Here is a 23,022-nt window from a genome sequence, read left to right on the forward strand (position 1 = left end):
TAGCCAGATGATCCCCGACTCGTTCATCCAGGAACTGCTGCAGCGCGTCGACATCGTCGACCTGGTCGACGGCTATGTGCCCCTGAAGAAGACCGGCGCCAACTTCGCCGCGTGCTGCCCGTTCCACAGCGAGAAGTCACCGTCGTTTACGGTCAGCCCGAGCAAACAGTTCTACCACTGCTTCGGCTGCGGCGCGCACGGCAGCGCCATCGGCTTTCTCATGGAATACTCGGGCGCCGGTTTCGTCGACGCCATCAAGGAACTCGCGGCACGCTGTGGATTGCAACTTCCCGATGAGCAGGGACATGCGCCGCAGCACGGTCCGAAACTCAAGGCGCTCGCCGACACCATGGCCCGGGCAGCGAAGTTCTACTGCCAGCAACTGAAGAGCTCCGAGAAAGCAATCACTTACCTCAAGGAGCGCGGCGTCAGCGGTGAAGTCGCCCGCCTCTTCGGCATCGGCTATGCGCCTGATGGCTGGCAGAACCTCGCCGGCGCCGTCGACGATTACAGCGATCGGGAGTTGCAGCTGGCGGGCCTGGTCATCAAGAACGAGCAGGGGCGGCTCTACGACCGTTTTCGTGAACGCGTGATGTTCCCGATCGTCAACCAGAAGGGGGAGGTGATCGCCTTCGGTGGCCGCATCCTTGGCGCTGGCGAGCCGAAGTATCTCAACTCGCCGGAAACACCCTTGTTTGAAAAAGGCCGCGAGCTGTTTGGCCTGCCGCAGGCGCGCACGGCGATTCGCGACAGCGATACGGTGATCGTCGTTGAGGGCTATATGGACGTCGTCGCGCTGGCGCAACATGGCATCGGCAACGCGGTGGCGACGCTGGGCACCGCGACCACGGCCACGCATGTGCAAAAACTGCTGCGTCAGGCTGACCGCGTGGTCTTCTGCTTTGACGGCGATGGCGCCGGCCGCAAGGCCGCGTGGCGCGCCCTCGAAAACAGCATCGAAGTACTCCCCGAACAGAAAAGTATCGGCTTCGTGCTGCTGCCCGAAGGCGAGGACCCCGACAGCCTGGTGCGCAAGCGCGGCGGCGAAGCTTTCCAGCGAATGATTGTCGAGGCGACGCCGCTCTCGGACTTCATGCTGCGCGAACTCGCCAGACAATGCGACCTGGCGAGCGCCGAAGGTCGCGCCCGCCTGGTGGCCGACGCCAGGCCCCTGCTCGGCCGCATGCAATCGCCGCTGCTGCGGCTGCAACTCGTCAAACGCCTGGCTGAAGCCAGCACTTTTTCGCAAGCAGAGGTCGAGCGTCTGTGTGCGCTGAGCCCGGTCGCTCGGCCAGCGCCAGCGCGCGCACCGCGGCAAAAACCGTCGCTGCTGCGGCCATTGCTGCGTCTCTTGCTGCAGAAACCCGAGTTGGCGCCGCAGTTGCCGCTCGAACTGTTACCGGCCCGCTCGAACGAAGCGCGGGCAATCGCCGTGCTGTGCAAGACGATTGCCGCCGCTGGCGAGCCGGCAGTCGCTTATCCGGCCTTGCTCGAAAGGCTGCGTGGCAGCGAAGACGAAGACATCTTGCATGACGCAGCGGCTGAACTAATGCACCAGCCCTTTGCCGAAGACGAGATCGATGCGGAGTTTGCCGGAGCCGTCAGCCAGTTGCTTGACGGCGAGCAAAGACGAGCGTTCGCGCTTCTCCAGGGCAAGATCCAGAAGCTGGGTGTTGGCGGCCTGTCGAGTGAAGAAAAGCAGCAATACCTGCAGGCACTGAGCGCTCGCGCTCGAATAAAGCCGGCCGGCTAAGCTGTGGTAGAATCTAGAGTTTTTCCAGTTTAACGCTATCCGGGATATGGTCATGGCAAGGGAAAAGGCGGTAACTACGAAGGCGGCAAAAGCGAAAGCGGCGGCCGATCTATTGGCTCAAGTCGGTAACCAACCGGCACCGATAGACGATGAGACGCGCAAGACGCGTCTCAAGACGCTGATCAAGCTCGGCAAGGAAAGAGGCTTTCTGACCTACGCCGAAATCAACGACCATCTACCCGATGATGTCGTTGACGCCGAGCAGATCGAAAGCATCATCAGCACCTTCAACGACATGGGAATCCAGGTCTACGACGAGGCCCCCGACGCCGAGACGCTGCTGATGTCCGACTCCGCTCCGGCCGCTGGTGCCGACGACGCCGATGTCGAAGAGCAGGCTGAACAGGCGCTGTCGACGGTGGACTCCGAGTTCGGCAGAACCACTGACCCGGTGCGCATGTACATGCGTGAAATGGGTTCGGTTGAACTGCTCACCCGGGAAGGCGAGATTGAAATCGCCAAGCGTATCGAGGACGGCCTCAAACACATGATTCAGGCGATCTCGGCGTGCCCGACGACGATCGCCGAGATCCTCAGCTGCGCCGACAGGATCGCCCGTGACGAAATGCGCATCGAGGAGTTGATCGATGGGCTGATCACCGCCGAGGTCGAAAGCGTCTCCGAAGACGAGGACGACGACGAGGCGGAAAGCGACGACGACTCTGAAGACGAAGACGATGAGGAAGAAGAGAACGCCGAGGCCGCCGCCGGCGCTGCCGCCGCGGCGACCCTGCTCAAGCTCAAGACCGACGCCCTCGAACGCCTGGACTTAATCCGCACGCATAACACGCAAGCGCAGGCGCTGTTGCTCAGGAAGTCCTCGCAGGACAAGGCCTATCTCAAGCTCCAGGAGCAGATCTCGGACGAGATGATGGGCATTCGCTTTACCTCGAAGACCATCGAGCGCCTGTGCGACGCGGTGCGCGCGATGGTCGACGAGGCGCGCACCTGCGAGCGCCGGATCCAGAGAATCTGCGTGGACACGGTGCGCATGCCGCGGCCGCACTTCATCAAGGTCTTTCCCGGCAACGAACTGAATATCGACTGGGTCGACGCCGAGATTGCTGCAGCTGGCAAGACTTACGCGGCGGTCCTCGCGCGCAATGCCCCAAACATCACCGAAGAGCAGCGGAAACTGCTCGCCCTGCAGGACCGCATCGGCATCCCGCTCAAGGAACTGAAGGACATCAACAAGCAGATGTCTACCGGTGAAGCCAAGGCGCGGCGCGCCAAGCGCGAGATGACCGAAGCCAACCTGCGGCTGGTGATCTCGATTGCCAAGAAGTACACCAATCGCGGCCTGCAATTCCTCGACCTGATCCAGGAAGGCAACATCGGCCTGATGAAGGCCGTCGACAAGTTCGAATACCGGCGCGGTTACAAGTTTTCGACCTATGCCACGTGGTGGATTCGCCAGGCGATCACCCGCTCAATCGCTGATCAGGCGCGAACGATCCGCATCCCGGTGCACATGATCGAGACGATCAACAAGATGAACCGCATCTCGCGGCAAATCCTGCAAGAAACCGGCCTGGAAGCCGACCCGGCGACGTTGGCCAAGAAGATGGAGATGCCGGAAGAGAAGATCCGCAAGATCCTGAAGATCAGCAAGGAGCCGATCTCGATGGAAACGCCGATCGGCGACGACGACGATTCGCATCTGGGCGATTTCATCGAGGATCAGGCAACGTTGGCGCCGACCGAGGCCGCCCTGTACTCGAGCCTGCGTTTCATCACCAAAGACGTCCTGGACACGCTGACGCCACGCGAAGCCAAGGTACTGCGGATGCGCTTCGGCATCGAAATGAATACCGACCACACCCTTGAGGAAGTCGGCAAACAATTCGACGTCACCCGCGAACGGATTCGTCAGATCGAAGCCAAGGCGCTTCGCAAACTGCGTCACCCGTCGCGGTCCGACAAGTTGCGCAGCTTCCTCGACAACGGCAACAGCTGACCCCACGGCAGCTGCCGGCAACAAGCAGCAGGCCTGCGCGCAAGGGGATGCTTCTCGTGCACGCCCGTGGCGTGACGGTCGGGTCAAGCTGACGCAGTCTCTCCTGTTCGCTCAACGGCGCCCGATACTCCAGGGGCGTCGTTTTCACATCTGCGTGCCGGCAACGCTCAGAGCACTGCCCTGGCGGCCGCGCATCGCGCTCGCCTTCGTCGGCCAGCGGCGAAAACTCGATTGAACGGCAACGCTGGCGCAGCGCGTGCGGCGCGCTGGTGCCCAGCGGTGCTCGTTCAGGCTCATAGCGCGGTGGACAAGGCTCGGCCGGGCATTTACGATGAAGACCGCGTGCAGTCGACCGCGCGACATTGACCGCTATCCACGACGAGCAGCACGGCCTCGAAACCGCAAGGCGCAGTCAAGAAAGATCAAACATGGAAACGCGACGACGCAAGCGGCTCGGCGTCTTGTACAGCGAGTACGAGAAAAGCCGCAAGACGCTAGACGACCTGGAGAATCAGGCGGCCAAGCTGAGCGCCACCGGGCCGCGAATTGTCGCTGCACGGCCTATCCTCGAGAAAGAACGGGCTGCCGCCCAACCTGCAGCCCGGCCGGCCGACCATCAAACGGCGGCAGCCCGCGCCGAGGCCTAGAAACCAATGCTGCTGGCCCTCGAAAACGCCATCGACGCCCTGCTGAAAAGTGCGCTGCCGTCGCTGTTCACCGGTTCCGGCGCCGCAGTCGCAACGTTTTCGGCCGATCACTGGGACTTTGATCGTCTGTCGGCAGACCCGATCGCCGGCGAAGCAGGGCCCGAGGATGCGATCGACGAGCTCACTTTCGACGCCGCCGCACCGGCTGGCCCACATTCGCTGACGCGGCCACCGTATCACGGCCCGAAACGCGTCTACCTGCGCTCGACGAGCGGCGAACTGGTGGCGCTGCGCGGCGCGGAAGTCGTTTGGGATGCGGCCGACCCGGCGGCGTTCTCGGTCGTTCCGGCCACCGGCAGGGTGCTCTCGGACTACACACACCTGCACGTGATGTACGGCGTCGTCGCCGCAGCAACGCGCCTCAAGTCACTGCACAGGCTGAACCTGCAGATCGCTGGCGCCGACGCCAGCAGCACCGAGAAGGCTTTTGCGCTAACGCTATCGGTGCTGGTCATGAACCGCGAGGCGCTGCTGCGTGCCGCGGCCTTTTCCTGGACCGCCGGCGGCTACCAGGTGGACGGATCGCTGAAGACGCTGCGCTTCTCGTCGGGCGCAGCGCCGGCCGCCGCCGTGCGCACGCTGGCGCTGGAAGCGGAAATCGATCTGCGCCTCGAACGTCTGCTCGGCTAAGGGTCATGACGCGTCGAGATACCCGAGATCATGAAAGCCATGACTGTCCCCTCGCTCACTTGCAGTGCGCATTCCTGCTTGCACGCCGCAATCGTTCGCCGGGCAGGGAGCATGCTCCCTGAATTGCCCGCCTCCGCCAGGCCCTTCTCGCGCTGTGGGGAGATTCCGGGGTAGAGACACAGCGCCGCACGCCCGACGTGATCCGCACCCGAACCAGCGCAACGCAGTCGCAGACAGGTCCAGCACATGAACGCACGCATCCGTTTCGCACTATCGGTAATCATTCTTGGCCTGCTGATGACCGGCCCCTTTGTCATTACGGCCGTGCTGATCTGGGTCGGCGCGAAAGCCCCGGAGCGCGAGCTGCTGGTCAAGTTGATCGTTCCACACCTTTCTCTCGGCGCGACGATGACCACCTTCGGCTTCATCGTCGGTCTGCTGGTCATCCGTTACCTGTTCCGGCAATACGTTCAGGGCCTGCTCAAAATGGCCGAGAGCCTGCGCCTGATGCTCACCGCCAACCGTAACTTCCGGGTCGAACCCGAAGGCCCACCCGAAGTCCGCCAGCTGGCCGCGGCGACCAACGAGCTGGCGGCGCAGCGCGACGGCCTGATGGACGACGTCGACGCGCAGATCGCCGCCGCCAAAGCGTCGCTGGAGGAAGAAAAAAACCGCTTGGCGGCGCTGATGTCCGAGCTGGCACAGGCGGTCGTCGTCTGCAACATCGATGGCCGCATCCTGCTCTACAACAGCCGTGCCAGACTGCAGTTCCGCGCCCTGGCGCAGGGCAGCACGGCCGTCGCCGGCGGTGCGCTGATCGGCCTCGGCCGGTCGATCTTCTCGATCCTCGAACGCAATCAGATCGATCATGCCCTGGAAGTCGTGCACCAGCGCCTGCACAAGGGCGCCGGCGCGGCGATCGCCAACTTCATCACCACCGCCCGCGGCGGCCAACTGCTGCGCGTGCAACTGGTGCCGGTGTTGTCGGAACGCGACATGAGCGGCTACGTGCTGACCGTCGAGAACATCACCCGCAGCCTCGAACAAGCATCGCGCCGCGATCAGGTACTGCAGTCGCTGACCGATGGCAGCCGCGGCAGCCTGGCCAACATCCGCGTCGCCGTCGGCAACCTGATGGACTACCCGGATATGGAGGCGGCGGTGCGCGAGCGCTTCGTCGGCATCGTCAGCGACGAAGTCGTGCGCATGAGCCAGCGGCTCGATCAAACGATGAACGAGTTCGCCGATTCGCTGAAAACGCGCTGGCCGCTCGAAGACGTCCTGGGAACCGACATCATCGCCGCTGCGCAGCGTCGTCTCGAAACGCAACTCGGACTGCCGAGCAAGACCGAGGAGGTTGACGAAGCGCTGTGGCTGCGCGCCGAGAGTTTTTCGCTGGTCTTTTCAATCTGTTGCCTGGCATTCCGCCTGCGCGAGCACTATCAGATCAAGGAAGTGCGCTTTCGACTGCAGCCCTTCGGCAAACTCGCCTACCTGGACATCGTCTGGGCCGGCCAGGCGATGTCGTCGGAGACCTTCTACACCTGGGAAACCGAAGCGATGCAGGTCGGCAGCGAGACCTCGCCGCTGTCGCTGCGCGACGTCATCGACCGCCATGGCGGCGAAGTCTGGTACGAGCGTGAGCGATCGGCGCAACGCGCCTTCTTCCGGCTGGTCCTGCCGATCGCCATCCCCGAGACGCTCGCCGCCGAGTTCGCCGACGAGAGCGACGTACGTCCCGAGTATTACGATTTCGACCTCTTCGATTTCCGCGATCAGAGCATCGATCTCGACCGCCCGCTGGCCGACCTCAGCTACACCGTCTTCGACACCGAGACCACCGGCCTGGAGCCTGCCGGCGGCGACGAGATCATCCAGATCGGCGCCATACGGATCGTCAACAACCGCCTGCTACGCCAGGAAAACTTCGACGAACTGGTAGACCCGGAACGTTTGTTGCGTCCGGAAGGCGTGCGCATTCATGGCATCACCGACGACATGGTGCGCGGCCAGCCGACGATCGACGCGGTCTTGCCGGCCTTCCACGATTTCTGCGCCGAGACCGTCCTGGTCGCCCACAACGCCGCTTTCGACATGCGCTTCCTGCAACTGAAGGAAGAGCGCACCGGCGTCGTCTTCAGTCAACCGGTGCTCGACACGCTGCTACTGTCGGCCGTCCTGCACGCCAACCAGGACTCGCACCAACTTGAGAAAATCGCCGAACGCCTGGGGATCTCGATCACAGGCCGGCACAGCGCGCTCGGCGACGCGCTGGCCACCGGCGAGGTGTTCCTGAAAATGCTGCCGCTGCTCGAGCAGATGGGGATAGTCACCCTGCGACAGGCGATCGAAGCGTCGCAGAAAACCTACTTTGCACGCGTCAAGTATTGAGCATGCCGAGCGACCGAGCGACCGGCGCTCGGGCGCGCACGCACTTGCCGGCAGCGCGCACACTGCTAGACTGGCACACTCCAATCACGAGGAACGCTCTGTGAAAGATCATGACTACGACCTGTTCGTCATCGGCGCTGGCTCGGGCGGGGTAAGAGCAGCGCGCATGGCGGCCGCTTTCGGCGCCCGAGTCGCCGTCGCCGAAGACCGCTACCTCGGAGGCACCTGCGTCAATGTCGGCTGCGTACCGAAAAAACTGTACGTCTACGCCGCCGAATTCGGCAAGGCGTTCAAAGATGCACGCAATTTTGGCTGGGATAGTCACACCCCCGGCTTCGACTGGGCAACGCTGCGCGACAACAAGAAGACCGAAATCGCGCGCCTCAACGCGATCTATGACAATCTCCTGGCCGGGGTAGACGCCGAAGTGATCAACGGCCGCGCCCGCATCGTCGATGCCCATACCGTCGCGGTCGGCGAGCAGCACTTTACGGCAGAAAAAATCCTGATCGCCACCGGTGGCTGGCCGCACATCCCGGAATTTCCCGGCAGCGAAAACGCCATCAGCTCCAACGAAGTCTTTGACCTCGAGCGATTTCCCGAACGCCTGGCGATCGTCGGCGGTGGCTACATCGCGGTCGAATTCGCCGGCATCTTCAACGGCCTGGGCGCGCGCGTCAGCCAACTCTACCGCGGACCACTATTCCTGCGCGGCTTCGATGCCGATATCCGCGCGCACGCCGCGCAGGAAATCCGCAAGACCGGCGTCGACCTGCGCTTTGAAGTCAATGTCCAGTCGATCACGCCGCGAGCCGACGGCCTGCACGTTCAGCTGACCGACGGCACGACGATCGCTGTCGATGCGGTCCTCTACGCCACCGGTCGCAAGGCCAACCTGCAGGGCCTGGGACTCGAGAACGTCAGGGTAAACATCAGCGACGCCGGCACCATCGACGTCGACGACGACTTCCGCAGCTCCGAACCGAGCATTTTTGCGATCGGCGACGTCACCGGCGGCATCGAGCTGACGCCGGTGGCGCTGGCCGAAGGCATGTCCTTCGCCCGCCGCCAGTTCGGCGGCGTCGAAAAAGCGGTCGATTACGATTTCATCCCGACGGCGGTGTTTTGCCAGCCCAATATCGGCACGGTCGGCTTTACCGAAGACGAGGCGCGCGCCCGGTTCGGTCGCCTGCGGGTCTTCAAATCGACCTTCAAGCCGATGAAACACACGATCAGCGGGCGCGACGAAAAGACCTTCATGAAGCTGATCGTCGACCAGGCCAGCGACCGCGTCGTCGGTGCGCACATGATGGGACCCGATGCCGGCGAAATCATGCAGGGCATCGCCATCGCCATGCGCGCCGGCGCCACCAAAGCGCTCTTCGACACCACCATCGGCATCCACCCGACCGCCGCCGAGGAGTTTGTCAGCATGCGCGAGGCGTCGAGCGAAGACTAGGGCGATTTTTATCCGGCTCGTGCCGCGCGTGCAATAATCGCCATGGCGAAGCTCACGAGCTCATTAACCGCAAACCAACGAAGGAGAACAAAGATGCGCAATCACGTCCCGAGTGTCATTTTCAAGACCCGCGTCCGCAACGAAGCCCTGGGCGGCTCCAACCCCTTCGAGTGGAAAGACCTGAGCAGCGACGAAATTTTCAAGGGCAAGAACGTCGTTGTCTTTTCACTGCCAGGCGCATTCACGCCGACATGCTCGACCTCGCATCTGCCGCGCTATGAAGAACTTTATGAGGAATTCAAGGCGCAGGGCGTCGACGCCGTCGTCTGCGTCTCGGTCAACGACGCCTTCGTCATGTACCAGTGGGGAAAGAGCCAGAATGCCACGAACGTCTTCCTGCTGCCCGACGGCAACGGTGAATTCACGCGCAAGATGGGCATGCTGGTCGACAAGCACAACCTCGGCTTCGGCCAGCGCAGCTGGCGTTATTCGATGTACGTCGAAGACGGCGAGATCAAGCAGCTCTTGTCAGAACAAGGCTTCGACGACAACTGCCCGACCGACCCCTTCGAAGTATCGGACGCCGATACCATGCTGAAGTACCTGAAGGGCCGCTAAGCACCCGTAATACGCACGCGGGGAAGCTTTGAGCTTCCCCGGCGCAGAAACGCTATCCGGGCAGTTGCGGCTTGACTGGTCGCACTATCGCTTGGCTGGCCAACTGACGTCAAGCACCCGAACAAAAATGCGTTTCTGCTCGACCGGATCGAGTTGGGCCTGAAGTCGCGCCCGTAGCTCTTCTGGTGAGCGTGGTTTACTCCCTTGGTCCTTGGCTCCTCTTTGCTTCTTCCCGCCGAACCACAGCACGAGATAAATGCCGTGCCCGGCGGCCTTTGGATCGATGGTGTATTGCTCGATCAGTTGACTACGTAGAGCCGTCCAAAGGGAATCATGCCATTCGCCCTTGACTTCGATCGGGCAGGCAAACTCGTTGCGGTAAGAAACACGTATGTCGGCGCGTCTGTCATTGAAATAGTCGCCTTCTGGTTGGCAATCAACGCCGAACAACGCAAGGCGCGGGCCCAGGCGCGTGAGCAATTCATCGCGACACAGGTTCTCCTCGCGTTCGCTGGTTGCTTGCCTGTTCTCAACGTTCCAGAAGGCACGAAAACCGTCATCGTTGTTCGTGCGGATGTCGCGCGCGATGTCGTCCAGATGGTGCAGCGCCAATGCAGCAAGGTCTGCACCACTCGCCGGCTCCCGGTTGGCGAGAATTTGCGCCACGCCGGCTAACGGCGGGAATCTGAAAGCGCTTTCGCGTCGTTGCAGGCACAACTGATGACGAGTTTCTTCCAGCAAGTATTTGAGCCGCGTCAGCGTCGGCAGAGACAGTAGCCGCTCGACTTCCTGCGCGGCGGCGTCCGTGGCAAGAGCACCCAAGCGGCTGACCAACGCCCGAACATGGTCGCCTCGCTCCATGGCCTCATTTACCCAGCCGCCACCTGCAGGCCAATCCAGTTCCGCGTGCGGAGCAAGCAATTCGATCAGCTTACCGATCGTAAGAGGAGAAAGCTCGCACTGGCTGCTCGGGTCCCCAAGGCCTTCGGTCAGAAGACCGGTCACGTGGTTGGCACGGTTCCATGAGTTACCGATGTAGTCCCAGAGTCCCTTTTCATGTCTTTCCCGATCCACCAACATCGCAGCCGTTAGCCAATACACCTTCTGCGCGACGTCCATGCTCTTTGTGGCTATTTTCTTCTCGACGAGCGCTGGAAATCGCTCAAGGGAGAAGCGTAGGGCGGCCTTCAACAAGTGCTCGAGATGACGAAGTTGACCTGATCTGGCACGTAAGGGAAACCGCTCAAGCACGGCCGGTAGCGCGATTCGGGCTAACTCACGGTATCTCGCATCGTTTGCGATTTCGTAGGTACCGGTCACGAGGTCGAGTTTGGACCTCAGCGCGGCATCCAGGTACTCGGTCAGGACTCCCGCCACGAGAGGTGCCTTTGTCGTAGCGAGACAACCAAACCAATCTGGCGTGTTGCCCACCCCGTAGGTCAGTCGGAAGGCGACCATGCGTCCCAGAATTTCATCGACTAGAGCATCCATGGATTTGTCACTGTCCCGCCAACGCACCTCCATCCCGACCAAGCAAGGTTGACGGATCAGATGTTCTCTTTGCTTGGTGCCGATCTCTATGATTTCTGCGACAGTCGGAAGGTCGTTCCGCTGCACGCAATGACGAAATCCGCATTCAGCGGCACGGAGCACTTCTGCTCCGTCTTCACAATAGAGATCGAATCGTTCCAATGGAGTTTCGGCACGTGTGTCGAGAGAGCGATTCAACCAAACGCCCGCCAAGTTGTGCATCAGGGCGGGACTTGCTGTGCCATTTCGGATGGCGGCTATATGTTCGCTCAATTGACGACTGCGTTCTCGCCTGTTCTCCACGCGTTGCTGGTTATAGGTCTCTTCTTGAGTAGCCAGTTCCAGTTCCCATTCTGCAACTTCCGGCGTGAGCATTGGCGTTAGCCACTTCTTTCGCCCAGGGTTGGCGTCGCCCCACGCTACGATTCGTTCGAGTGTCAGGCCGTCGCCCCCACGCTGATGCTTGAGCGTGCTGACGGCTCTCGATAGGTGTACTTCAGCGAGCGCATCATTCACGGTTCTCGATGCCTGCTCAAGGTGCCAAAAGCCTATGTCTGCAGGGAGTGCCGCACCATGCAAGCGATGCTCGAAGGCGTGCAGACAGCCACCAGGGTGTTCCTTTCCTTCGCAGCACTTGAAACAGAGCGCCAGCAATGCCTTGAAGTGTTCGGGATGTCTTTCCAGCCAATCGGCGATGACTTGGCGCCCGGCACTCTCTCGCTGGAAATAACCAAATTTGTCGGCGCCGATTCCTAACCAGTCGAACAGACGCGCGCTGCTGACGCAGTCCCCGTGTGCCGCAACGCCTCGTGACAGCAAGGCACTGAGCATCTGCCGGAAGTGCAATTCGCGAGGTTCGGACAGGGGCAGGTCAGAACGGGCTGCAAACTGGTCGAGGAGGACGGGTAGATGCGAGTCCGGAGCGCTATGCGGCAACTCATGTCCCCAGAACCACGCATAGACCCCAATCAGGCTCCGCCGTTTGGGGGTATGCAAGTAGCGCGGCAAGTCTTTCGGCTCAATGCTTCTCGGGTAGAGGTAGCGTAGCAACATCCCAGCCAACTCATCATCACTGTCGGCGACCTGATCACTAGCGATGGCATCAAGCAGAGCAAGTGCCTGCTGTGCTGATCCGTCCAACTTGATCCATACCTCAAGCGCGCGCGTTCGCACTCTGCCCCAGCGAGTGTCGTCGGTGACGAGGGCCAATACGGTGCTCGCCAGCTCGGGTAGTCGTTCGCCGTGAAGAAGGATTCGCAGAACACAACTGACAAAGGCCTGGGCTGCATCGTCGCGCCCAGGGACCTTCAGAATAGCCGCAAAATCGTCAATGAGTTCGGGGTCGGCCAGAGCGCCGTAGGGATGATTCGTTTGGGCCTGCCAGCCAAAGGAGGTATGTCGCTCGACTTCGTGCCTGAAACCCGCGAGGATGCGCTGCTTGTCGGCCCGCGGCATCGGTTTTACGTCGCCGTATATCACCACCGTCAAGGGATCGGCATCGATCAATAGAGCATGGGCCGCGTGACAGTGTAGGGCGAGCCAGCCGTACAGCCCGCGTAAGCCAGCGACAGTCCGGCCGTCCGTTCCCAATAATAGATTCAGCACCCGTCGGAGTGGCAGGCCATGCTTATCGATCTGCTTGGCCAGCCAGCGTGCCGCAAGGAATTCTGCGATGCTGCGGTGGATCGGCTCGATACGTTCCTCCCGCGAGGCCGACGGCCTGAACAGCTTTCTCCGCACCGCGCCAGCGGCCATCTCGGCGTCCGGTGGAGAGAACTCCTCAAGTGCGGAAAACCGCGCGTCGGCAGATTCCCTATCCAGGGCAATTCCGGTCTTGTCGGCAAGCAGCAGGACCGCACAAAGTTGGCCTGCTGCTTCGAGCAGTTCATTTTCTTCAAGCGGGCGACTGCGCAGCTTGTCGCGATGTTTCTTGCTGGCTTCTTCCGCCAGCTTTTGGCACGCCAGTTCGAATGTTTGTTGGCGGGTTGCGGGCCATTGGTCACCACGTACGGCCTGAGCAAGCAGGCCAAGGGTTTGCGGATTGCTGAGCAAGCCATCAACACCATGCTCACTCGCTTTGTTGACGAAGGTCTCCGGGTCTTCGACTCCGTGATTGCTCTTCAGTATGTCGAGGATCTCTTCCTCATTGAGTGGCTCCAACAGCAGCACGGCGAGTTGGCCGTCCAGCGATGCCCCCACCATGGTTTCCCGATCGGAGGATCCGAACCAGTCGGCGGCGCGGCAGGCGATACGAAACGGCGGATTGCCGAGGTTTTTCAGGCGTGAACGAATCTTGAAGAGAATGCTGTCGTCGCTGCCGGCTGCCCGAGTTTCGTCAAGACCGTCCAGAAATAGCGTCCTCCCCTGCCATTCGGTTTCCACGTCTTCCAGGAACTCGGCGATGGGAAGAACAATACCGCCATGGGCCTCGGCTTCTTGCACGAAGGCCGATGACTTTCCCGCGCCTGGCTCGCCAAGCAATATCCAGGCCGCCTGTTCACGATAATCCTCCAGGGACTGCGTCGGGTTTTCGACCGGTGGGTCGCTGCCTTGTTTATCCTGGTTGATCTGGCGAACACGGCGCGGAACGATCAGCATCGCTTTACTCCAGCCAGTCTTCCGCGGGGTGTGACAGGAATTCGCCAAGAGACAACTCGCCCTCGCCGACGATCAACTGGCGGCACTCCGTGAACTTCCCGGCAAAGACTGCCAGTCCTTTGGGGACGGAAAACGTAGCGGCACTCTTGACTTCGATGGCGACAAGCTTCCGGCCATTGGTCAGCACGAAGTCCACTTCATCCGGGCTTTCTCGCCAGTATTGAACCTCACAGTCGTCGGATGCCGTGTTGATAAGATGCGCGCCGACGGTGCTTTCGACCAGTCGGCCCCAGTAGCTCCTGTCATTGCCCGCTTCGGCGAAGGTGTATCCGGCGAGCGCGGAAATCAGCGCGGTGTTGTGCGCATTCAGCTTGGGGCTAGAGGCACGTTGTCGGTGCTTTTGGCCAGCATACTTTGTCAGGCCAGTCAGCAAACCCGCCTGCGAGAGCAGTTCAAGATAGTGGGCCAGAGTGACCGTATTGCCCGCATCCTGCAGCTGCCCCTGGAGTTTGGTATAGGAAATTATCTGCCCGGAGTAGGCGCCGCAACCCAGCTCGAACAAGGTTTTCAGCAAGGCCGGCTTGTCGACCCGCGTCATCTGCAGAATGTCCTTCTCGATGTTCGGATGAATCAAGGCGCTACGGACGTATTGCCGCCAGCGCTTTTCTTCGCGAACAAGGCTCGCACAACCCGGGTAACCACCAAAATAGATGTACTCGTCGAGCGAGAAATCAAATGCTTCCTGCATTTCTCCGTAGGACCAATGCGCCATCCGGATCGGCTCGTAACGGCCCGCCAGGCTTTCGGTCAGGCCTTTTTGCATCAGCCACGGCGAGGAACCCAGCAGGACGACATGCAAGGGCAGGTTTTCGGCGCGGTCCGCGTCCCAAAGGCCTTTCACGACTTCGGACCAGCGGGGAATCTTCTGGATCTCGTCGATCGCAAGAACGTGGCATCTGTCGTCCGGCCGAGTCCGTGTTCTTGCGCGCGCTTGCACCCACTGCCCCACCAGCCACTCGGCGTTAGGCGAAGTCCCGGCAAGCGGCTGCGTCAAGAAAGCACTGCCTTGTTGACCGAAAGGGTCGACGGCGTCGGGAAGCGCCTGGTCAGCGGCAACGAAGGTCGACGGATGTGCCGCAAGGGCCTGCCTGACCAGCGTTGTCTTGCCAACCTGCCGGGGGCCGACGACGACAATCATGAACTGCGGAGGTTCAGCAAGCCGCTGTCGCAAGATGTTGATTTGGCTTCGTTCGAAAGGCATTTTTATTGCACTGAGTTAATTTACTCACAAGAGTAAACGAGACCAACATCGGATGCAAGCGAGGCGAGAGGAAATTGGCGTTCCGACATCTCGCCCGCATTCGGATGAGCGTGTGTGGTCAGCCGCGGCCGCGACGGTCACAGCCCGCAACTACACTCCGCCTGCCCCCGGCCACGGGCAGAGTGGAGGGCGGGCGAAAGCCAACCCTCTACTGTACCCGTCGCTGGAAACCCGTCAGGTTCTGGCGGCTTTCGGCGACCAGAGGAACTAGTGTCTAATTGCATTATTAACCGGTAGTAACTATCATGCTTCTCCATTGCTTCGTGGTGGAGGAGATGTGGTGGGACGTGTGGCGGTGGCGCTGTCTTGCACAGCGGAGGTGAAGGAGGAATTGGAGCGTATGTCACGGAGTCGCAGTGGCGAGGTTCGCTTGGCCGAGCGAGCGAGAATCGTGCTGGGTTGTTTGGAGGGTCTGCGAAACGACGAGGTTGCCCGCGCAGTTGGCGTACGTGCGAACACGGTGGGGCTGTGGCGTCGGCGCTTTGCCGAGCATGGTTTGTCGGGCTTGCGTGATGCTGCGCGGCCGGGCAAGCCGGCGAAGTACGGGCAGGATCTGCGTGACCGCATTCTGGCGCAACTCGAACGGACACCGCCGGAAGGTATGGCAAGTTGGGATGGTGGTTCGCTGGCGAAGGCGCTGGAAGTATCGGACGATGCCGTGTGGCGCGTGTTGCGTCGGGAGGGCATCCAGCTGCAGCGGCATCGCTCCTGGTGCGTGAGCACGGACCCAGAGTTCGCCGCCAAAGCAGCGGATGTCATCGGGTTGTACCTTAACCCACCTGAAAACGCGCTGGTCCTGAGCGTCGACGAGAAACCCTCGATCCAGGCTCTGGAGCGTCGGCGCGGCTATGTCCAAACCAGTAGCGGAAAGGTGGTTCAGGGACTGAAAAGCACCTACAAACGCCATGGCACGGTCAACCTGTTCGCCGCCCTCGAAGTGGCCACCGGCGTCATTCGAGGCAAGACTACCCTAACCAAGAAGCGCGCTGATTTCCAGGCCTTCATGGAGGAGACCATCGCTGATGAACCCGTCGACCGTGAGATCCACGTCATCTTGGACAACCTCAACACGCACAAGAAAAACGACGAGTGGCTCGCCGCTCACCCCAACGTCACCTTTCACTTCACGCCCACCAGCGCCAGTTGGCTAAACCAAGTGGAGATTTGGTTCGGCATCTTCCAGCGCAAGACCCTGAGAAACGCCAGCTTCTCGAGCCTGGATCAACTCGTTGCCGCCATTCACAGCTTCACCGCGGCTTACAACCAGAACGCCGCCCCATTCGCCTGGCGAAAGCGAGAGGTCAAGGGCGCGCAGCTGCGGAATACTATCGTTAATCTATGCAATTAAACACTAGCGACCGAGCGCTATGCGAGCTTCGTCTGGCCTATCGCAGAGGGCGACTGGGCCAAGCGTTGGCTACCAGCACCTACTGCACCTGATCCATGGTGAACGTGTTGCCAATCGCATTGAAAATCTGGTTGGCCGACAGGAAAGCCGCCTGCGGCGTGCCCTCTGGCCAGCCACAGCGCAGCGTGTAAATCGGTGCGCCCGTAGACGCGGCGAGCGCGATGCGGGTGACGCTCGTCATCCGCTGGCTATCGGCAATCGCGCTCTCGTCATAGTCCACACTCTGGACAACGAGCGTGCTGGCGGGAATGACGAGTGGCACGCCCTGCTCGGCGGTGAACGAACAGTAGGGCTCGTAGGGCAAGAGCGCCGCGGCCGGCAACACCTTCAGGTTCTGGAAAAAAAATCCGCGGACTGCCACCCTGAAAGCTCAGCGGCGCTGCCAGACTGAAGCGGAATCCCGTCGCAATCTGCTGCGGTGGCGGAGTCGGCGGTGCCGCTGCATGCTGGCACGCCGCCAGCGGCGCAAGCGCCACGAGCAAAGCGGTGATTGGAACCCAACGCGGGTACGAGCGCATGGCGCCCTTCGCCGGTGCACTCATTGTTTTTCTCCCTAAGCGCGTGCGCGATGGAACGTCGCCGACCGTGTCGACGAACAAGAAATCGGCTGATTAACTGGAGCGCCAATGGTAGCAGCAAAGCGATTTGCACCTCGATCATGGGAAGTCAATCGCCAAGGTCGCAGCGCTCGCCTGGTGCCGCCGGGCGAGCGCTGCGCGGCACTACATTCTGGCAGGGACCAAACAGCGCTGGCGGTGACGCAGGCACCCGCGCATTCCTCCAGCTGGCACGACAGGTAGATCACTTCTGCCGAGTCGAGATCATCGCGCTGCAGCATGATGAGGATGGGCGTCTTGTCTGAAGCTACAAACATCGACCAGCAGTCAGGGCCCCGGCGGTGGAGGACCGACTCAAGCGGCGGCGGCTGAAACAGCTATTGGCCTTCCCCCATGTTCCAGTAGAGGAGCGCTAAGGTACTTTCCCAGCTTGACCTGCAGTATCACGTGACCCATGCTTGGCGTATCAAATGATACTTTGGAGACGAAGATGCAGCTTGTCACGCCCGAACAGATCGCCGCCGTGATGGCGCTGATGCCTGCGCCACACTCATTTGCCGAACTCGACGAACAGGTTGCGGGCGGCTTGCCGAAGGCCGCACTCAAGGCCGGCGTCGCGCGGATCGGTCGAAATGCCGATGAACGCCGCGAGATTTTGTACCGGGTCGTTCCCGAGGCCACATTGAAGCGCCGTCAGGATCGGCTGAGCGCCGCCGAATCGGAGAAGACCGAGCGGCTGGCGCGGGTCTATGCGACGGCTCGCCACGTCTGGGATTCGGATGACGATGCGCTGGCCTTCGTGCATACGCCGCATGCAATGCTCGGCGGCCGGGCACCTCTAGATGTCGGCATGACAGAACTCGGCGCACGTCGAGTCGAAGCGCTCCTCTGGAGACTGTTTTACGGCATTGCCGCGTGATCCGCGTTTACCGGATCGCGGATCAACGCCACCCGCTCTGGGATGGCACCGGCGCGGCCCTCGTGGGCGGACGCTGGAACAGCCCCGGAAGACCCGTAATCTATGGCTCTTTGAGCTACGCGTGCGCGCTGCTCGAGATGCTGGCACATTCCGGCATCGGCCGCGTGCCACGGAGCCAGCGCTTTGTTGTCGCAGAGGGAGCAGACGAGCTTTCTGTCGAGCGCCACGACGCGCTCGCCCTGCCGACTGGCTGGGATGGCGAGGATAGTCGCGTCGCCCGCCTACTCGGCGATGACTGGCTGGCGTCAGCGCGGAGTCTGGTATTGGTCGTTCCGTCCGCTGTGGTCCGCCTGGAGTTCAACGCGATTATCAACCCAGGCCACCCCGAGTTTCAGAAACTGGCAGTCTCCGTCCCTGAACCAGTGCTCTGGGACAGCCGACTTTTCAGGACGAAAGCTTGATATCGCTTGGTGCCAACGAAATTTGCAAGGTCTGCAATCACGCGCCCACACCGTCCGCGGCCATGATGTGGGTCAATCCACGACCATGGGAAGTCAATCGCGAAGCTCGCCGCATCGCCTGAATGCAACGGGCAACCGCACTGCGCGGCACCTCTTCCCGGCCCGTAGCGAACTGCGCTGGCGGTGTTGTAGGCCCCCTCGTATTCGTCCATCGAGCACGATAAATAAATCACTTCTACCGAGGCGGGATGATCGCGCTGAACTATGATGCGGATGCGCATTTTCCCTGAACCTGCCTGCCATCCCCATCGACCTAGCCGCCAGCGAGACCTTCGATGAAACTCTTGTCACCCCTTCTGCCGGCCATCGCCGGCTTCGCCCTCGCCTGTGCGCCGCCGGCGGCGGCCGAGATGTCGCCGGCCGAGGTTTATGCGCGCGCCGCGCCAGCCGTTGGAACTCTTGAACTGCTGAACGCCGACGGCGTAGTGATCGACCTGCGCAGCGCGGTGCTGGTGGCGAAAAATCGCTGGCTGACGGTCTGCGAGGGACTCGCGGCGGCGACGTCCTTAAAGGTCTCCTCGACTTCGCAACGCCTCGACGCACAGCTCATCGCCCGCGACGCCAAACGCAACCTGTGCGCCCTGGCAACGCCGGCAGCGACGCCTGCCGGCACTCCCCTCGAGATCCGCGACGAGGCGCCTGCTCCCGGACTGCGGGTGTTTGCCGTATCGAACGCGCTGGGACTCGGCGTCGGCGTTTCGGATGGACTCGTCGGCGGCGTCAGGTCGTTCCCGGAGGGCTCGTACATTCAGTTCTCGGCGCCGGTTTCGCCGGGTTCGCAGGGCGGCGCCTTGCTCGACGATGTGGGCCGCTTGCTGGGGATCATCGAGTACCGGCACCGCAGCGGCCAGAACGTCAACTTCGCGGCTCCGGCCACATGGATCGGCGAAGTTGACGCCCGCGCGGCGGCCGATCGGCTGGAGAATCAGCGCCACGACGAGGCCGCCGGACTGGCGCGAGACGCGCGCTGGGTCGAACTGAATTCGCTGGCCAGGGCGTGGGCGACGACGGTGCCCGAGTCGCCCGAAGCCTGGCGTTTTGCCGCGCGCGCAGCGGCACAGCTTGGCGATACAGCGCAAGCGCTAGCCGCCTGGCAAAATCTGCGGCGCCTGGCTCCCGACGCGAACGACAGCGCGATCGGCCTGGCGACGGTGCTGTTGAAGCAGGGGCAAGTCGAGCCAGCGCTGGCGCTGGCCGAAAAGCAGCTCGCGCGCGACGCTCAGGATGCATCGATCTGGCTCGTCTATGCGCAGGCTCTGCGCGCGGCAGGCAAGAGCGGCGAGGCGGAAGTCGCGTATCGTCGCGCGACCGAACTCGATCCGTGGCTGCTTGACGCGTATGCCGATCTCGCGGCGCTCGCCGAGGAGCGTGGCGACGCGGCGACTGCGCTGGCAATCTGGAGCCGCCTCTCGGGTCTTTACCCGAACATCGCCGCCTTTCGCTATCAACTCGTTCGCGCGCTCCTCCAGGCTGGCCAGCCTGATCGCGCATACACGGCCTTGCGCCAGCTTCCCGAGGGCGAAGGCGAAAGCGCCACCGCGTCTTACTGGCGGGGAATCACGCTGCGCAAACTGGGGCGGCCGGTCGCTGCCGTTGCCGCGCTGCGCGAGAGCATCGCCCGGAGCTCGCCGGGCGACATGCAGACCTGGATCGCGTTGTCGATAGCCCTGGCCGAACTGCGCCGACACCCCGAGGCCATCGACGCGGCGCAACACGCCGTGCACGCCGACCCGGACAACGCCGATGCGAAATTCTGGCTGGCGGTGCAACTCAAGGACGGTGGCCGCGCGGCCGAAGCGATCACCATCGCCCGTGCGCTGCTTGACAGCCGGCCGGCCGATGCTGCGGTCTGGCGACTACACGGTTTCACGCTGGCGCTTCTCGGGAAAAGGAAGGAGGCGATCAAATCGCTCGAGAAGTCGCTGGAACTCGAGCCTAAACAGGGCAAGGTCTGGGCGGCACTCGCCGAGACCGCTTACGCAGACGGCCAGGACGAAGCCGCACGCCGCGCCTACGAGCAACTGCGAACGATCGATCCGGAATACGCACGGCAGGTGTACAAGACACTGATCGTCACTTACGAGGAGCGCGCCAGATGAAGGAACAGATCAAGGCTGGTGCCGCCGCCATGCTGCTCGCGCTGCCGGGGGTCGCTGGCGCCCTCGCGGCAACCGGCAGCGAGCTTTCGCCCGAGCAGGTCTTCGCACGAGTCGCGACGGCCGTCGTCACCGTGCGCGGCTTCGACGACCACGGAACCGAGCTTGCTCAGGGCAGCGGCGTCGTCGTCGCACCGGCGCAGGTGGCAACCAACTGCCATGTGATCCGCGACGCATCGCTGATCCGCGTCGAGACGACGGCGAGCAGCGCGGCGGCAGAGCCAGCGAATCACGCGGCCAGGGCGGCCGCGCCAGGTCTCGTCAGCCAGTGGACGCGCCAGGACGCGACCCGCGACGTCTGTCTCCTCTCGGTCGACGGCCTCGGCGCACGACCCGTGCCGCTGCGCCAGGCCGACTCGCTGGTCGTCGGCGAGCGCGTGCTGGCCATTGGCAATCCACTGGGCTTTGGCGTCAGCAGCAGCGCCGGGCTGATCGTCGCCACGCAGATGGCCGACGGCCAGGCGCGGCTGGTGACCAGCGCCGCTGTTTCGCCGGGCTCCAGCGGCGGCGGCCTGTTCGACCTGCAGGGCCGTTTGATCGGGCTGACGACGGCGATACTGGGCACCGGTCAGCGCCTCAACCTGGTGCTCTCGGCCGACGGCATCGACCAGCTGCAGGCGCACGGCCGAAGGCCGGCGCCGGGTGAGGCGCTGCCCGCGCCGGAACCGCGCAGGCTCGCCGACGGCGACAGCTTCACCCTCGCCGCCGACTGGCCGGCGCTCGAAGCGCATGCGCGCCGATGGATCGCCGCGCAGCCGACTTCGGCGCCCGCGCACGTCGCTCTCGCCAGGGCCCTGAGCGAAACTGACCGCCACCCGCAAGCGAGCGCCGAGCTTGCAGCTGCGCTCGAACTCGATCCGTATTACGCCAGCGCCTGGTACCAGAAGGCAGTCTTGCTCGATGCCCGCGGTGATCGCCGCGCCGCCGAAGAGGCCTTGGCTCGCTCGCTCGAATTGCTGCCCAGCGCGGCGGTGCCGCGACGGATCGAGGCGCACTGGCTGCTGCAGGCGAATCGCCTGCAGGAAGCTCGCGAGGTCGCGCTGCTCGCCGTCCGGCTCGACGCCGGCAACGCCGGCGGCTGGAGCACGCTCGGAGCGATCGACGACGCGCTCGGACACCACGCCGACGCCGCGCACGCTTACCGTGTCGCGCTGCGGCTTGGCGAGCCGGATCCCGAACTGCAACAAAAGATCGCCCGCTCGCTCGCGCATGAGGGCCAGACCGAAGCCGCCAGGAGCGGTGCGCTATCTCAGGGCGCCGCCTTGTCGCAGGCAGAAACGTGGCACACCATCGGCTCCGGCGAACTGACACGTGGGCGCCTCGGCGCCGCGCAAGACGCCTTCCGCAAGGCACTCGAACTGGCGCCGGAGTACGCTCCGGCGTGGAGCGACCTGGGCACAACGCTGACCCGCCTCGACCGCCTGGCCGACGCCGAGAAGGCCTACGACAAGGCGCTGCAATTCGACCCGAAGAACGCCAAAGCGCGCGCCAATCGCGCCAACGTGCGCCGCAGCCTCGGGCAGCTGCCGGCGGCGCTTGAAGACGCCAGGCAGGCCACTCGCGACGCGCCGCAAGAGGCGCACGCCTGGCGTGTCTATGGCCTGATCAGCAGCGAACAACGGAACTACCCGGAGACGGTCGTCGCTTTCAGCAAGCTAGACGAACTCGGCAGCGCAACGCCCGATGACCTCGCTTCGCTAGGCGAAGGCCTGGCTGCCGTCGGCAAGCTGCCGGAAGCGCTGGCGGCCTTGCACCGCGCCGAAAAGGAGAATCCAAATCTGCCGCGCTTGCAAATCGTCATCGCCAAGGTGCTCGGCAACTCGGGCGACATCGCCGGCGCGCTCGGCTACCTTGACCGCGCCGTCGCAGCCGAGCCGGGCAATGCCATTGCCTGGAGCAGCAAGGGCTACGCCTTGATGCGCCTGGGACGACTGCCGGAGGGCGCGGAGGCGCTCGAAACCGCCGTGCGCCTGGCGCCCGACTTGGTTAACGCCTGGATCAACCTGGGTGAAACGCGGCTGCGCCAGGGCCAGCTCGGACGCGCCATCGAAGCGCTTGAAAAAGCCGTTGCCCTCAACCCGGAGGCCCTCGATGGCCGGCTCTACCTCGCCCAGTCGTATCTGGGCTCGCGTCAGGCAGCGAAGGCTCGCGAACACTCGACGGCGGTGCTGGCGCGCCAGCCTGACCAGGCCGCAGGCCTGGGAATCCTGACCATGGCCTACCTGATGGAAGGCAATGAAACGGCTGCCGCGCAACCCTACGCGCGGCTGCGAGCGATCAACCCGAACGCCGCGCGTACGCTGAAGGCGCAAGCGACACGCGCCGGGCTGTCGCTGGCCGCGCACCTCCCGGATTAGCATCGGCGGCCATTCGGCCGTGCCTAGACGGTCCTGACAAAAGTCGCTGACCGGGCGAGGCAGATCCGGGCCGCGAGCGG

Annotated in this window: 16 protein-coding genes; 13 read left to right on the top strand and 3 right to left on the bottom strand. The window is 62.8% G+C overall.

The window, feature by feature from the left end; translation table 11 throughout:
* The first annotated feature begins 7 nt into the window (after positions 1–7).
* The 7 genes from dnaG (at position 8) to QZ656_RS05740 (ending at position 9,575) form a co-directional block, all read left to right on the top strand.
* Positions 8–1,753, top strand: coding sequence for a DNA primase (dnaG, locus tag QZ656_RS05710; protein ID WP_291992481.1), 1,746 nt, complete (start codon positions 8–10; stop codon positions 1,751–1,753).
* A 52-nt stretch (positions 1,754–1,805) separates the two neighbouring features.
* Entirely contained in the window at positions 1,806–3,770 is a 1,965-nt protein-coding gene (gene rpoD / locus QZ656_RS05715) for an RNA polymerase sigma factor RpoD (RefSeq protein WP_291992482.1), read from the top strand.
* 428 nt (positions 3,771–4,198) lie between these two features.
* The gene (locus QZ656_RS05720) at positions 4,199–4,417 is read left to right on the top strand and encodes a hypothetical protein (RefSeq protein ID WP_291992483.1); all 219 of its coding nucleotides are present in this window, start codon (positions 4,199–4,201) and stop codon (positions 4,415–4,417) included.
* Between the two features lie 6 nt (positions 4,418–4,423).
* Positions 4,424–5,107: a hypothetical protein gene (locus QZ656_RS05725; RefSeq protein WP_291992484.1), complete on the top strand. Its 684-nt coding sequence runs from the start codon at positions 4,424–4,426 to the stop codon at positions 5,105–5,107.
* Between the two features lie 246 nt (positions 5,108–5,353).
* Positions 5,354–7,498: an exonuclease domain-containing protein gene (locus QZ656_RS05730; protein WP_291992485.1), complete on the top strand. Its 2,145-nt coding sequence runs from the start codon at positions 5,354–5,356 to the stop codon at positions 7,496–7,498.
* A 100-nt stretch (positions 7,499–7,598) separates the two neighbouring features.
* Complete coding sequence (gor, locus tag QZ656_RS05735; RefSeq protein WP_291992486.1) at positions 7,599–8,957, top strand: glutathione-disulfide reductase; 1,359 nt, start codon at positions 7,599–7,601, stop codon at positions 8,955–8,957.
* 93 nt (positions 8,958–9,050) lie between these two features.
* Entirely contained in the window at positions 9,051–9,575 is a 525-nt protein-coding gene (locus tag QZ656_RS05740; protein ID WP_291992487.1) for a peroxiredoxin, read from the top strand.
* An 84-nt stretch (positions 9,576–9,659) separates the two neighbouring features.
* On the opposite strand, the gene QZ656_RS05745 is transcribed toward QZ656_RS05740, so the two are convergent.
* A complete protein-coding gene (locus QZ656_RS05745; protein WP_291992488.1) occupies positions 9,660–13,703 on the bottom strand; it encodes a hypothetical protein in 4,044 nt (1,347 codons plus the stop codon).
* Positions 13,704–13,707: 4 nt separating this feature from the next.
* Positions 13,708–14,859, bottom strand: coding sequence for a DUF4143 domain-containing protein (locus QZ656_RS05750; protein ID WP_291992638.1), 1,152 nt, complete (start codon positions 14,857–14,859; stop codon positions 13,708–13,710).
* Between QZ656_RS05750 and QZ656_RS05755 the strand changes: the two genes are divergently transcribed.
* Both QZ656_RS05755 and QZ656_RS05760 read left to right on the top strand, forming a co-directional pair.
* On the top strand, positions 14,770–15,000 hold the full coding sequence (locus QZ656_RS05755) for a hypothetical protein (protein ID WP_291992654.1): 231 nt from the start codon (positions 14,770–14,772) through the stop codon (positions 14,998–15,000). The two genes, QZ656_RS05750 and QZ656_RS05755, sit on opposite strands and share 90 nt — an antisense overlap.
* A gap of 304 nt (positions 15,001–15,304) precedes the next feature.
* Positions 15,305–16,372: an IS630 family transposase gene (locus QZ656_RS05760; protein ID WP_291991544.1), complete on the top strand. Its 1,068-nt coding sequence runs from the start codon at positions 15,305–15,307 to the stop codon at positions 16,370–16,372.
* A 79-nt stretch (positions 16,373–16,451) separates the two neighbouring features.
* Here the strand turns inward: QZ656_RS05760 and QZ656_RS05765 are convergent, their stop codons facing one another.
* Positions 16,452–16,793, bottom strand: a complete 342-nt coding sequence (locus QZ656_RS05765; RefSeq protein ID WP_291992489.1) for a hypothetical protein — start codon at positions 16,791–16,793, stop codon at positions 16,452–16,454.
* 686 nt (positions 16,794–17,479) lie between these two features.
* Between QZ656_RS05765 and QZ656_RS05770 the strand changes: the two genes are divergently transcribed.
* The 4 genes from QZ656_RS05770 to QZ656_RS05785 all read left to right on the top strand — a co-directional run bounded on the left by QZ656_RS05770 (position 17,480) and on the right by QZ656_RS05785 (position 22,942).
* Positions 17,480–17,908, top strand: a complete 429-nt coding sequence (locus QZ656_RS05770) for an antitoxin Xre/MbcA/ParS toxin-binding domain-containing protein (protein ID WP_291992490.1) — start codon at positions 17,480–17,482, stop codon at positions 17,906–17,908.
* On the top strand, positions 17,908–18,369 hold the full coding sequence (locus QZ656_RS05775; RefSeq protein ID WP_291992639.1) for an RES domain-containing protein: 462 nt from the start codon (positions 17,908–17,910) through the stop codon (positions 18,367–18,369). The genes QZ656_RS05770 and QZ656_RS05775 overlap by 1 nt, the downstream gene beginning before the upstream one ends.
* 335 nt (positions 18,370–18,704) lie before the next feature.
* Positions 18,705–20,528, top strand: a complete 1,824-nt coding sequence (locus QZ656_RS05780) for a serine protease (RefSeq protein ID WP_291992491.1) — start codon at positions 18,705–18,707, stop codon at positions 20,526–20,528.
* Positions 20,525–22,942 carry a serine protease gene (locus QZ656_RS05785; RefSeq protein WP_291992492.1) on the top strand — a complete coding sequence of 806 codons (2,418 nt, stop codon included), beginning with the start codon at positions 20,525–20,527 and terminating at the stop codon, positions 22,940–22,942. Before QZ656_RS05780 ends, QZ656_RS05785 begins: the two co-directional genes overlap by 4 nt.
* Positions 22,943–23,022 lie beyond the last annotated feature (80 nt).

The sequence above is a fragment of the Candidatus Accumulibacter sp. ACC003 genome (assembly GCF_907163085.1).
In the GTDB taxonomy this organism is placed as follows: Bacteria; Pseudomonadota; Gammaproteobacteria; order Burkholderiales; family Rhodocyclaceae; genus Accumulibacter.

Bases quoted from the DNA above. Each gene is read 5' to 3' on its own strand.
- dnaG (WP_291992481.1), top strand. From the start codon at position 8: ATGATCCCCGACTCGTTCATCCAGGAACTGCTGCAGCGCGTCGACATC.
- rpoD (WP_291992482.1), top strand. From the start codon at position 1,806: ATGGCAAGGGAAAAGGCGGTAACTACGAAGGCGGCAAAAGCGAAAGCG.
- QZ656_RS05720 (WP_291992483.1), top strand. From the start codon at position 4,199: ATGGAAACGCGACGACGCAAGCGGCTCGGCGTCTTGTACAGCGAGTAC.
- QZ656_RS05725 (WP_291992484.1), top strand. From the start codon at position 4,424: ATGCTGCTGGCCCTCGAAAACGCCATCGACGCCCTGCTGAAAAGTGCG.
- QZ656_RS05730 (WP_291992485.1), top strand. From the start codon at position 5,354: ATGAACGCACGCATCCGTTTCGCACTATCGGTAATCATTCTTGGCCTG.
- QZ656_RS05740 (WP_291992487.1), top strand. From the start codon at position 9,051: ATGCGCAATCACGTCCCGAGTGTCATTTTCAAGACCCGCGTCCGCAAC.
- QZ656_RS05745 (WP_291992488.1), bottom strand. From the start codon at position 13,703: ATGCTGATCGTTCCGCGCCGTGTTCGCCAGATCAACCAGGATAAACAA.
- QZ656_RS05770 (WP_291992490.1), top strand. From the start codon at position 17,480: ATGCAGCTTGTCACGCCCGAACAGATCGCCGCCGTGATGGCGCTGATG.
- QZ656_RS05780 (WP_291992491.1), top strand. From the start codon at position 18,705: ATGAAACTCTTGTCACCCCTTCTGCCGGCCATCGCCGGCTTCGCCCTC.
- QZ656_RS05785 (WP_291992492.1), top strand. From the start codon at position 20,525: ATGAAGGAACAGATCAAGGCTGGTGCCGCCGCCATGCTGCTCGCGCTG.